12 protein-coding genes are annotated in these 12,142 nt (G+C 59.2%); 7 read left to right on the plus strand and 5 right to left on the minus strand.

Features of this window, described 5'->3' with window-relative positions; all coding sequences use genetic code 11:
* Position 1: 1 nt before the first annotated feature.
* Complete coding sequence (gene gshB / locus ACR0EV_RS15155; RefSeq protein ID WP_480800849.1) at positions 2–934, plus strand: glutathione synthase; 933 nt, start codon at positions 2–4, stop codon at positions 932–934.
* Here the strand turns inward: gshB and ACR0EV_RS15160 are convergent.
* The 4 genes from ACR0EV_RS15160 to cobU are packed head-to-tail and all read right to left on the minus strand — an operon-like array spanning position 931 to position 4,532.
* Positions 931–2,445 carry a YifB family Mg chelatase-like AAA ATPase gene (locus ACR0EV_RS15160; protein ID WP_480800850.1) on the minus strand — a complete coding sequence of 505 codons (1,515 nt, stop codon included), beginning with the start codon at positions 2,443–2,445 and terminating at the stop codon, positions 931–933. The genes gshB and ACR0EV_RS15160 overlap by 4 nt on opposite strands.
* 47 nt (positions 2,446–2,492) lie before the next feature.
* Positions 2,493–3,377, minus strand: coding sequence for a glutathione S-transferase N-terminal domain-containing protein (locus tag ACR0EV_RS15165; RefSeq protein WP_480800851.1), 885 nt, complete (start codon positions 3,375–3,377; stop codon positions 2,493–2,495).
* A gap of 58 nt (positions 3,378–3,435) precedes the next feature.
* Entirely contained in the window at positions 3,436–4,014 is a 579-nt protein-coding gene (locus tag ACR0EV_RS15170) for a histidine phosphatase family protein (RefSeq protein WP_480800852.1), read from the minus strand.
* Entirely contained in the window at positions 4,011–4,532 is a 522-nt protein-coding gene (gene cobU, locus ACR0EV_RS15175; protein ID WP_480800973.1) for a bifunctional adenosylcobinamide kinase/adenosylcobinamide-phosphate guanylyltransferase, read from the minus strand. Before cobU ends, ACR0EV_RS15170 begins: the two co-directional genes overlap by 4 nt.
* Before the next feature lie 100 nt (positions 4,533–4,632).
* Between cobU and ACR0EV_RS15180 the strand changes: the two genes are divergently transcribed.
* The 6 genes from ACR0EV_RS15180 to ACR0EV_RS15205 all read left to right on the plus strand — a co-directional run bounded on the left by ACR0EV_RS15180 (position 4,633) and on the right by ACR0EV_RS15205 (position 11,203).
* The gene (locus ACR0EV_RS15180) at positions 4,633–5,511 is read left to right on the plus strand and encodes an RNA polymerase factor sigma-32 (RefSeq protein WP_480800853.1); all 879 of its coding nucleotides are present in this window, start codon (positions 4,633–4,635) and stop codon (positions 5,509–5,511) included.
* The gene (locus ACR0EV_RS15185; protein ID WP_480800854.1) at positions 5,508–6,332 is read left to right on the plus strand and encodes a ChaN family lipoprotein; all 825 of its coding nucleotides are present in this window, start codon (positions 5,508–5,510) and stop codon (positions 6,330–6,332) included. The genes ACR0EV_RS15180 and ACR0EV_RS15185 overlap by 4 nt, the downstream gene beginning before the upstream one ends.
* A 63-nt stretch (positions 6,333–6,395) precedes the next feature.
* A complete protein-coding gene (coaBC, locus tag ACR0EV_RS15190) occupies positions 6,396–7,592 on the plus strand; it encodes a bifunctional phosphopantothenoylcysteine decarboxylase/phosphopantothenate--cysteine ligase CoaBC (RefSeq protein WP_480800855.1) in 1,197 nt (398 codons plus the stop codon).
* A gap of 15 nt (positions 7,593–7,607) precedes the next feature.
* Positions 7,608–8,063, plus strand: coding sequence for a dUTP diphosphatase (gene dut / locus ACR0EV_RS15195; RefSeq protein ID WP_480800856.1), 456 nt, complete (start codon positions 7,608–7,610; stop codon positions 8,061–8,063).
* Positions 8,063–9,112, plus strand: a complete 1,050-nt coding sequence (locus tag ACR0EV_RS15200) for a HesA/MoeB/ThiF family protein (RefSeq protein ID WP_480800857.1) — start codon at positions 8,063–8,065, stop codon at positions 9,110–9,112. The genes dut and ACR0EV_RS15200 overlap by 1 nt, the downstream gene beginning before the upstream one ends.
* A gap of 75 nt (positions 9,113–9,187) precedes the next feature.
* Entirely contained in the window at positions 9,188–11,203 is a 2,016-nt protein-coding gene (locus ACR0EV_RS15205; RefSeq protein WP_480800858.1) for a M3 family metallopeptidase, read from the plus strand.
* 2 nt (positions 11,204–11,205) lie between these two features.
* On the opposite strand, the gene ACR0EV_RS15210 is transcribed toward ACR0EV_RS15205, so the two are convergent.
* A complete protein-coding gene (locus tag ACR0EV_RS15210; RefSeq protein ID WP_480800859.1) occupies positions 11,206–12,138 on the minus strand; it encodes a 2-hydroxyacid dehydrogenase in 933 nt (310 codons plus the stop codon).
* Positions 12,139–12,142 lie beyond the last annotated feature (4 nt).

Genomic DNA, 12,142 nt, shown 5'->3' on the forward strand with positions numbered 1-12,142 from the left:
CATGAAAATCGCCTTTCAAATGGACCCGATCGGGGCCGTGGACATCAACGCGGACAGCTCATTTCGGCTGGCGGAAGAGGCGCAGGCGCGCGGGCATTCGCTGTTTTTCTACGGGCCTGATCAACTGGCCTATCAAGAAGGCCGCATCACGGCGCGAGGTCATGACATGACTGTGCAGCGCATCGCCGGCGATCCGGCGGTGCTGGGACCGGAACGCGAGGTTGATCTGGCTGATTTTGATGTGGTCTGGTTGCGACAGGACCCTCCGTTTGACATGCACTACATCACGTCCACGCATTTGCTGGATCGTCTCAAGGGTCAGACGCTGGTGGTCAACGACCCGTTCTGGGTGCGCAATTATCCGGAAAAGCTGCTGGTGCTGGATTTCCCCGATCTAACGCCGCCGACAACCATTGCGCGTGATCTGCAGACGATCAAAGCGTTCAAGGAAAAGCACGGCGATATCATCCTTAAGCCGCTCTATGGCAATGGCGGTGCAGGCGTGTTCCGACTGGATGCCAATGATCGCAACCTGACGTCTCTGCACGAGCTGTTCACCGGGTTCTCGCGTGAGCCTCTGATCGTGCAAAAATTCCTGCCTGACGTCAGCAATGGCGACAAACGGGTGATTTTGGTCGATGGCGAGCCCGTTGGCGCGATCAATCGGGTTCCTGCTGCAGGCGAGACACGATCGAACATGCATGTGGGCGGGCGTCCGGAAAAGATCGGTCTGTCAGATCGTGATCTTGAAATTTGCGCAGCTATCGGGCCCCTGCTGAAAGAAAAAGGTCAGATATTTGTCGGGATCGACGTGATTGGCGACTATCTGACCGAGATCAACGTGACCTCGCCCACCGGCATTCAGGAGCTTGAGCGCTTCGACGGCGTCAACATTGCCGAAAAAATCTGGCAGGCCATCGAAGCGAAGATCTAAGCCATGACCCGGGCGCTGATGCGAAAGCTCAGCGCCTCGGCCACGTGCGGTCTGCGGACGTTTGCGGATCCTTCCAGATCGGCGATTGTACGCGCCACGCGCAGAATGCGGTGAAACGCGCGGGCGGACAGGCCAAACCGGTCTGCCGCTTTCAGCAACAGCTCTTTGCCTTCCGCATCAGGTGTTGCGATCTCTTCCAAAACCTTCCCTTCTGCATCCGCGTTTTGGCGCAGATGTGGGGTGTCTTGAAATCGGTTCGCCTGAATTGCGCGGGCGTTTTCGACCCGTTCAGCAACCGTAGCAGAGCTGTCGCCAGACGGCGGCAAGTCGAGATCGGTGAATTCCACCGGCGGTACTTCGATCCTCAGGTCGAACCTGTCCATCAACGGCCCTGAGATGCGGTTCAGATAGTCCTCGCCACAGCCCGGTGCGCGTGAGCAGGCGCGAGAGGGGTCTGTTAGATAGCCGCATTTGCAGGGGTTGGCTGCCGCCACCAGCATAAAACGGCAAGGGTATTTTACGTGGGCATTGGCGCGCGCCACCATGACTTCGCCGGTTTCGATGGGCTGGCGCAAGGTTTCCAGAACGGTGCGCGGAAACTCAGGGAATTCATCCATGAAAAGCACGCCGTTATGAGCCAGCGAAATCTCACCGGGTTTAGCCCCTTTACCGCCCCCGACGATTGCGGCCATCGAGGCCGTATGGTGGGGCTCGCGAAACGGGCGCGTGCGATTGATGCCGCCTTCGTCCAGTAAACCGCACAAGGACTGGATCATCGAGGTTTCCAAAGCTTCAACTGCGGTCAGTGGGGGCAAGATGCCGGGAAGCCGCGCGGCCAGCATAGATTTACCCGATCCCGGCGTTCCGATCATGATCAGATGGTGACGCCCCGCTGCAGCGATTTCCAGGGCGCGTTTGGCGCGTTCCTGCCCTTTTACGTCGCGCAGGTCCCGCGCGCTGGGCGTCAGGTTCACCTCGCCGGGCTGGGCGGCTGGCAGGGGGGATTGGCCTGAGAAGTGGCGCACAACATCGCCCAGAGATCCCGCGCCGATCACTTGGGTTGCGTCGACCCACGCCGCCTCGGCGCTGGAGGCGCGGGGGCATAGCAACATGCGATCATCTGATGCCGCCGTCATCGCCGCAGGCAGCGCTCCGACCACCGGGACCAGAGAGCCGTCGAGTGAAAGCTCTCCCAAAGCTACGGTGCTTTCTGCGGCGTCGGCAGGAATGATCTCTAGGGCCGACAACAGCGCGACAGCTATGGGCAGGTCGAAATGGCTTCCTTCCTTGGGTAGGTCGGCGGGGGACAGGTTGATGGTGATCCGCTTTGAGGGCAGGGCGATAGCCATCGCGCTCAGTGCGCTGCGGACCCGGTCGCGCGCTTCTGATACCGCCTTGTCCGGCAGGCCCACGATGGAAAAGGCGGGCAGGCCTGGCGATACAGCGCATTGCACTTCGACTGGGCGGGCTTCGACCCCTTGAAAGGCGACGGTATGGGCACGGGCAACCATGGCAGTCCTGATATTGGTTAACAGGACGTTGCTGCCATGGTTGGGGTTTAAGAGTCGTTAACGGCCGCACGCAAAGCGGTGAATTTGGGCCACGCGTCGGGGTCAGCCACGGTTTTGTCGCGGCAGAACGGATTGCAGAACCCCCAGCGTTGGCCATCCAATTCCAGAAAATCAGCAACCGGTTTGCCGGAGTATGGGCAAGCCTCGTTGACGGAAGGACCGCCTGACACCGGTTTGGCATTCGAGTCCCCGCCGACCGGCCAAGGCATCGACGGCAGCTCCTGCGGATACGGGAATGGGTCGTATCGAACTGTCATGCCCATTGCGCGCCATTGTCTGACGGCTGGATCCGACAGGAGGTCCAAACAATAGGCCCGGTTCGCCTCGGACACTGGCAGCCCATAGCCGATGATCCGCGCGGCAACAGGCGTATAGAAGACATCTGCTAGAGAATATGCGCCAAACATCGGACCTTCTTCCGCGCCAGAAATGCGCCTCGCATGCGCCCAGAGCGTCTCAATCCGTTCAAGATCTGCCAGCGTCTCAGAAGCCGGGGTAAACCCTTGCCACACTTGCTGTAATTGCATCGGGCATTGGCCGCGCAGCGCGCTGAAACCGGCAACCATTTCGGCGCTGAGCCAGCGCGCGGTGGCCCGGGCTGACGGATCAGACGGCCACAGCCCGGCTTCCGGGTGACGCTCGGCCAGCGTTTCGGCCATGGCCAGGCTTTCTCCCACAACCGTTCCCTCTGGCAGGCGCAAGGCGGGAACCAGACGGGCCGGGGCCAGCGGTCGCATGTCTTGTTTCATGCTGCCCGAGTACAGGCCGATCATGTGGCTGCGATAAGGCAGATTGAATTTCTCGAGCATCAACCAGCCGCGCATAGACCAACTGGAGAAGAGGCGGTCACCGATATACAAATCATAAGTCATGCTTGAACGATGCCGCAGGCCGGTTGACCAGTAAAACAGTGATTTGTGCGGGGTCAGTTCACGGAAGGTGATTGATCTTGCCGACCGACCATGAGTTGGCGCCTAAGGTAATGTCTGTCACAGACAGATTGTCGATCCGGTGCGAAAAGGTCTGCTGTCCATCCAGATCCAAAGCGCGCTGCACTTGCGTGAGGATCACGCCGAAATGTGCAACGATCACCAGGTCGCGCCCCGTGTGCAGAGCCACAAGCGCGTCGATCGCGGCATCGACCCGGGTGCGGACGTCGTTCCAGCTTTCGCCCTGCGGTGGGCGGACATCACCCGGATCGTCCCAATATGCGAAGGCCAGTTCAGGGTCTTCAGCTTCGATATCTGCGAATCCGCGTAATTCCCAGCTGCCAAAATTGATTTCCCGAAGGTCCGGATTGTGAGGCAAGCGATGGCGCAGGCCCTGAATGGCTGATGCTGTGTCGACGGCGCGGGACAGGTCGGACGAGATCACCAACGCTTCGGATGGCAAGTAATCGTTCAGCCGCCTCAGGGCTTCCGTATCGCTCAGGTCCGCAGGCAGATCAGACCAGCCCACCATGGTTTTTGCATGCGTCGGCCCGTGCCGCACAAGATGCAGCCGCGTCATGGCATTTGGCCTTTCAAAACCAAGGGTAGTCCGGCTGTAACCTGTACAACCAGATCCGCCTGAGCAGCGAGCGCGATGTTTAGCCGCCCCTGCGCCTCGCGAAACCTGCGGGCCAGAGCGTTGTCCGGGACGATCCCGTGACCTACCTCATTCGAGACAATCACAACCTGGGCCGGGCAAGCGTTCAGGGCGTGCAACAGGTTGGTCTGTGCCGTTTCCAGATCGGATTCCGCCAGAAGATGGTTGCTTAGCCACATGGTGGCGCAATCGATCAGGCAAATCTGATCGTGCGGTATGCCGGCCAGAACCGGTCCCAGATCAAGAGGCTCTTCAACCGTGGTCCAGCCGTCGCCACGCTGTAAAAGATGGCGCTTAACTTTTTGGCGCATCTCGTCATCAAACACTTGTGATGTCGCAAGATAATTCCGATTTTTCCCCGTGGAAACAATAAGTTCTTCAGCAAAGGCCGACTTGCCCGAGGCAGCCCCTCCAAGAACCAAGGTTAAATCCGACGACACAATTCTTACCTTTAGATGATCCACATAGTGCTGTTTTGCGTATCGGTCATAGGTCGGCAAAGCAAGTCCGGCCAGCGCCTGCAAAACAGGGGAGAGGTTGATGGCACTGGATAACACGACAGACTTTTCGATGTCCCGGCAAGCGATGAAGGCTGAGTTGCTGGATGCGGAAACCGAACTAAAGCTGGCTTACGCTTGGCGCGACGAGCGTGATGAACAAGCGCTGCACCGGTTGATCACCGCGTACATGCGGCTGGCGATTTCGATGGCTGCCAAATTCAAACGCTATGGCGCGCCTATGAATGACCTCATTCAAGAGGCTGGGCTGGGTCTGATGAAGGCGGCAGACAAGTTCGACCCTGATCGCGGTGTGCGTTTCTCGACCTATGCCGTTTGGTGGATCAAAGCGAGCATTCAGGACTATGTGATGCGCAATTGGTCAATGGTTAGGACAGGGTCCACATCCGCCCAAAAGTCGTTGTTTTTTAATATGCGGCGGGTTCAGGCCCGGTTGGAACGCGAGGCAGCGACCGAAGGTTTGGAGTTAGATCGTCACCAGCTGCATCAGATGATTGCCACCGAAATTGGCGTTCCCCTGCGCGATGTTGAAATGATGGAAGGGCGTCTCTCCGGTTCAGACTTTTCGCTGAACGCAGTGCAGTCTGCGGACGAGGATGGGCGCGAGTGGATCGATGCGCTAGAGGATGATCGCGAACAGGCCGCGGAGTCTGTTGAACACAGCCATGACACGGCGCAACTGCGCGAGTGGTTGCTGACTGCGATGAACGCGCTGAACGATCGCGAACGTTTCATTGTGCGTGAGCGCAAGCTGCGAGAGCCTGCAAGGACGTTGGAAAGCCTTGGAGACGAGCTGGGCCTGTCAAAAGAGCGTGTACGGCAGCTAGAGGCCGCAGCCTTTTCAAAAATGCGTAAGAACCTTGAAGGTCAGTCGCGCGAGGTGCAACACTTCCTTGCATGAAACATCTTGCGATTCTTGTGTGTGTTCTGGGCCTTATGGTCGCCGCAGTGCGACCTGGCGGAGCAGAGGCTTTAATACCTGACGCAGCGCTGACTGCGATGCAGGGCGCTGATGTCTTGATCCTGGGTGAGGTGCACGACAACCCCACCCATCACCACATTCAGGCTGCGGCCTTAACCGCTTTTTCCCCTTCGGCTGTTGTGTGGGAGATGGTCACTGAAGAAGGCGCGCAGCGGCTGGCGCAAAAGGCAGTATCGGACCCGGAAGAGCTAGGCCGTATCCTGAAATGGGCCGAAAGCGGGTGGCCTCCGCTCAGCATGTATTATCCAGTTTTTCAAGCTTCAACCGCGCCCGTGTACGGGGCTATGGTGCCAAGGACTGCCGCACGCGCTGCGATGGAACGCGGGGCGGCCACCGCTTTGGGCGCGGATGCAGCACGATTTGGACTGACGGTTCCTTTGCCACCCGATGAACAGGCAGCGCGCGAGGCGGATCAACTGGCCGCCCATTGCGACGCGTTGCCAGCTGAAATGTTGCCTCAGATGGTTGCAATTCAACGCTTGCGTGACGCGGTGCTCGCCCGTGCGGTGGTGCGTGCGATGGATGAAACCGGCGGACCGGTTGCAGTGATCACCGGCAATGGTCATGCGCGCAAGGATCGTGGGATCCCGACCTATCTTGCGCGTCTTTCCCCGGGGTGGAAGGTTGTTGCAGTAGGACAATCCGAAGACGGGATTATCGATGGCGATTTCGACGTGGTAATAGATAGCCCATCGATAGAGCGTGAAGACCCCTGTGCGGCGTTTCAGGTGCAGAATTAATCGCTGGAACTACCTGCTAGCCTTGCCTAATGTCGGGGCCGACCGGGACAGGAAGGGCTGATCATGCTGTCATCCAAACGCATTTTGCTGATCATTGGCGGCGGGATTGCGGCCTATAAGTCGCTGGATCTGATCCGCAGGCTTCGCGAGCGTGGAGCTGATGTGACGCCGGTTCTGACCCGCGCAGCAGAAGAATTTGTGACGCCCTTGTCTGTATCTGCCCTCGCCGGTGAAAAGGTTTATCGCGATCTGTTCGATCTGACCGATGAGGCCGAGATGGGCCACATTCAGCTGTCACGCTCGGCCGATTTGATCATTGTGGCCCCTGCAACAGCGGATCTGATGGGCAAGATGGCTTCTGGGCTGGCCAACGATCTGGCATCTACCCTTCTGATGGCGACCGACACACCTGTTCTGTGTGCGCCCGCGATGAATGTACGGATGTGGGACCACCCGGCAACGCAACGCAACTTAAAGCAGCTGCAGGCCGATGGGGTACGCTTTGTTGGACCGAACGAGGGCGATATGGCCTGCGGCGAATACGGTCCGGGTCGCATGTCCGAGCCGTTGGAGATCGTTGCGGCGATTGAGACCCAAATGACGAAAGGTCCTTTGGCTGGCAAGCGCGTGCTGGTGACCTCGGGCCCCACGCACGAACCAATTGATCCGGTGCGCTATATCGCGAACCGGTCGTCCGGGGCGCAGGGTTCCGCCGTGGCACGGGCGTTGTCGGATTTGGGGGCCGAAGTGATTTTTGTCACTGGTCCAGCAGACGTGCCTCCTCCGGCAGGTGTACAGGTCGTACCGGTTGAGACGGCGCAACAGATGTCTGACGCGGTTGATTCCGCTCTGCCCGTCGATGCGGGTGTGTTCGCGGCGGCAGTAGCGGATTGGCGTGTGGCCAGCGCATCGGACAAGAAGCTAAAGAAAAGCCGGGATGGCCTGCCGGTTCTGGAATTTGCCGAAAACCCGGACATTCTGAAACGTGTGTCCCAGATGGATGTGGGCCGCCCGTCGCTGGTGGTTGGCTTTGCGGCTGAAACGGACGATGTGGTTGAACACGCCACCGCCAAACGTCTTCGCAAAGGCTGTGATTGGATCGTTGCGAACGATGTCAGCCCGGCAACCGGCATCATGGGTGGATCCGAGAATGCGGTCATTCTGATCTCGGACAGTGGGGCCGAGGAATGGCCGCGCTTGGGCAAGGACGAAGTTGCCCGGCGTCTGGCGGCAAAGATCGCGGATGCATTGGCAGGCTAAAGGAAAGGCAAAGGCATGGTTGCAATTCGAGTGATCCGCGAAGACGGTGCAGACCCCGCTGTCGCGCTTCCGTCTTACGAAACAACCGGTGCCGCCGGGGCGGATGTGCGCGCCAACCTGTCAGATGGCACCCCTATTGTGTTGGAACCCGGGCAACGCGCCCTCGTGCCGACCGGCCTGCGCATCGAAATTCCGCAAGGATACGAGGTTCAGGTCCGTCCCCGCTCGGGCCTTGCGCTGAAACACGGGATTACACTGCCTAACACGCCGGGCACCATCGACAGTGACTATCGGGGACCCTTGGGCGTAATCGTGATGAATGCAGGTCAGGACCGGTTCGAGATTGTTCATGGCGAGCGCATCGCGCAACTGGTGGTCGCACCGGTTGTGCAGGCCACATTCGAACTGGCTGAGGAATTGGGCGAAACCAGTCGCGGGTCCGGCGGCTTTGGCTCAACCGGGCGCGGCTGATGCTGCTGGTTTTTGTTCTGGCCGCGGGGCTCTGGGGTGTTGGCTATATCGCCGGTACATCAAAAACAGCGCGTGTGGTTTCGGTCAGTGTGCTGTTGGTCGGAGTGATCCTGTCTCATCTGATCTTGCCAGACGGGCATCCGCTGCGTCAGGCGACGGGTGGCTCGGCGGCAATGTGGTTGATCCTCGTGGGTTTCGGCGCGATTGTTTTGGTGTATGGCAGGGGGCTGAAAGCCCTGCGCAATCGCGCAAAACCCGTTTCAGATCAGGAACCTGCCATGCCCACCGACCGATTTACCGAGACCGAGCTGGACCGCTATGCCCGTCACATCGTATTGCGCGAATTGGGTGGTCCGGGGCAGAAAAAGCTGAAAAAAGCACTGGTTCTAGTGATTGGCGCGGGTGGTTTGGGTGCCCCGGCTTTACAATATCTGGCTGCAGCGGGTGTGGGCAAAATCGGTGTCATAGATGATGACGTCGTCGAGAACGCCAACCTACAGCGGCAGGTCATTCACCGCGACGCAGATATCGGGATGCCCAAGGTTTTTTCGGCCCAGCAAGCGATGGAGGCGCAGAACCCGAACGTGGTGGTTCTGCCCTATCATCGCCGGTTAAGTGATGAGATCGCGGCCGATTTGTTTGCCGATTTCGACCTGATCCTTGACGGGACCGATAACTTTGACACGCGCTATCTGGCGAACCGAACTGCCGTCGCACTGGGCAAACCGCTAATCTCGGGGGCTTTGTCGCAGTGGGAAGGGCAGCTGAGTGTGTTCGACCCGGCCAATGGCAGCCCTTGCTATCAGTGCATATTCCCCGAGGCTCCGGCCCCCGGTCTGGCCCCGTCCTGTTCCGAGGCCGGTGTGATCGGCCCCTTGCCCGGCGTTGTTGGATCGATGATGGCAGTCGAAGCGATCAAGGTGATCACCGGCGCAGGCATGGCGCTGCGTGGCGAGATGCTGATCTATGACGCTCTGTACGGCGAAAGCCGAAAAATCACACTGACGCGTCGCGCCGATTGCCCTGTCTGCGGCACCGCGAATGATTAACCTTTCATTACGCAGGCTAAGGGTTCTGGAACACCCGGCCTTGGCGGCTTAGCTATAGGGTCAAAGGAGATCCGAATGACCAACCCGATCCTGTCCAGCTGGACGACCCCATTTGAAATTGCCCCCTTTGCCGAAATCTCGGACGATGATTTCGCCCCGGCGCTGGATCAGGCAATGACGGCGCATAACGATCAGATCACGGCGATTGCCGAGAATTCTGAGGCTCCGACCTTTGCCAATACGATTGAGGCTTTGGAGGCTGCGGGCGAGCATTTGGACAAGGTTATGTCGGTCTTTTTCACAGTTGCAGGTGCAGACAGCAATCCCAGACGTGAAGAGTTGCAGCGAGAGTTCTCACCCAAGCTGTCGGCGCATTTTTCCGGTATTTCCTCGAACAAGGCGCTGTTCAAACGCGTGGCCGACCTGTGGGCGCGGCGCGACGATCTGAACCTGACCGAAGAACAGGCGCGTGTGCTGATGCTGACCCATCGGGGGTTTGTACGTGCTGGCGCAGCGCTGGCAGGGGATGACGACACCCGGATGCAAGAGATTAAGTCGCGCCTCGCCTCTTTGGGCACGTCCTTTACTCAAAACCTGTTGGCAGATGAGCGGGACTGGTTCATGGATCTGACCGAAGAGGATCTGCAGGGCCTGCCGGATTTTGTCGTGGACGCAGCCCGCGCTGCAGGGAAAGAGAAAGAGGCGCAAGGACCGGTGGTGACCTTGTCGCGGTCGCTGATTGTGCCGTTCCTGCAATTCTCACCCCGTCGAGACCTGCGCGAAAAAGCCTATCGCGCTTGGGCTGCGCGTGGGGCCAATGGCGGCGAGACCGACAATCGCGACATCGCGGCCCGGATTTTGACGCTGCGTGAGGAACGCGCCAAGCTGCTGGGCTATGACAGTTTCGCCGATTACAAGCTGGAAACCGAAATGGCCCGCACGCCGGACCGCGTGCGTGAGCTGTTGATGCAGGTTTGGGAACCGGCCAAGTCCCGCGCCGATGCAGACGCTGAAATTCTGACGCGGATGATGCAGGAAGACGGTATCAACGGTCCGCTGGAAGCCTGGGACTGGCGCTACTATGCCGAAAAGCGGCGTAAGGCGGAACACGATCTGGATGAGGCGGCCCTGAAACCCTATTTGCAACTGGACCGTATGATCGAAGCATCATTCGCCTGCGCAAACCGCCTGTTCGGATTGGAATTCGCGCCGCTGGACGTACCGCTCTACCACCCCGATTGCCGGGCTTGGGAAGTCACACGTGACGGTCAGCATATTGCTGTTTTCATCGGTGACTACTTTGCGCGGGGATCGAAGCGGTCTGGCGCGTGGTGCAGCGCGATGCGGGCGCAGGCGAAATTCCCGCAGGTTCAGGCACCTGTTGTGATCAATGTCTGCAATTTTGCCAAGGGTGATCCGGCGCTTCTATCTTATGACGACGCGCGGACATTATTCCACGAATTCGGCCATGCCCTGCATCAGATGCTGTCAAATGTGACCTATGAGAGCATCTCAGGCACCTCGGTCGCGCGCGATTTTGTCGAACTGCCCAGCCAGCTTTACGAACACTGGCTGGAAGTGCCCGAGGTTCTGGCTGAGTTTGCGACCCATGCCGAAACGGGCGAGCCGATGCCGCAGGAGATGCTGCAGAAAGTGTTGAACGCTGCCAATTTCGATCAAGGGTTCCAAACGGTGGAATATGTTGCCTCCGCGCTCGTTGATCTGGCCTTCCATGATGGGGATGCCCCGGCAGATCCGATGGCAAAACAGGCCGAAGTTTTGGCGGATCTGGGGATGCCACATGCTATCGGAATGCGCCACGCCACGCCCCATTTTGCCCATGTCTTTGCCGGTGATGGCTATAGCTCGGGCTATTACAGTTACATGTGGTCCGAGGTGATGGATGCTGACGCCTTCGCCGCCTTCCAAGAGGCAGGCGGCGCCTTTGATCCCGAACGCGCCAAGGCGCTGGAAGACAACATCCTGTCCACCGGCGGGTCGCGTGAGGCGGAAGACCTGTATCTGGCGTTCCGGGGTCGATTGCCGGGTGTGGACGCCCTGTTGAAAGGCCGCGGATTGATCGCGGCCTGAGTTCAGTAGCCCAGAGCGCGATCTACAAGGTGCACAAAGGGCTCACCGGCCTCACCCCGCCGGATATTCTCGCAAATGACCTGCGCGGCTGTGACCGGGCGGGTTTCTGACGCGATATGCGGAGTGACGGTGACATTCGGGTGCGCCCAATAGGGGTGATCGGCGGGTAAAGGCTCGACGCGAAAAACATCCAGTGTCGCATGACCGACCTGACCCGTGTTTAGGGCATCCAACAGCGCATCGTCATCAATTAGCGGTCCGCGACCCGGGTTGATGATCCGTGCACCTTTAGGCAGCATGGCCAGCGTTTCGGCGTTCAGCGCGTTTTCCGTGGCAGGTGTATCAGGCAGCAACAGCACCACGATCTCTGCCTGAGAAAGCGCTTGCCGCAGCCCTTCTGGACCGTGCAGACAAACAACACCGGGAATGTCTTTGGCGGTGCGGCTCCAACCGGTAACTTGAAAGTTTAGCGCTGTCAGGGCTCGGGCTGCGGCCTCACCCAACGTGCCCAATCCCAAAATACAGACGTTACGCTCTTGGGCCAAGGGCGGGGCAACGGGGGCCCAGACGCCATCTTGCACGGTAATGTGCCGGTCCATTCCCAGATGATAGCGCAGCACGTGGCCCACCACCCATTCGGTCATGCCCTGCGTCAGCCCGTGATCCACCATCCGTGCCAATGGGACAATCAGCGTTTCATTATCCGCAATCTTCTCGACGCCCGCCCAAAGGCTCAGCACCGCTTTGAGTCGCGTAAAAGGGGTGAAGTCTTGCAAGCCGCCATTCGGAGCATAGACGACATAGTCGACCTGATCCGGCGCAAACTCGGTGCTCAGCCGTGCGTCGACGTTTGCTTCTGCCAGGAAATTGGTCAGCAGCGGTTCATACACGGGCCAAAGCGCTGGGCGTGCGGAAAACAGGACGTTTGCGGGCATCGGG

It is taken from the genome of Ruegeria sp. CF8, assembly GCF_056537285.1.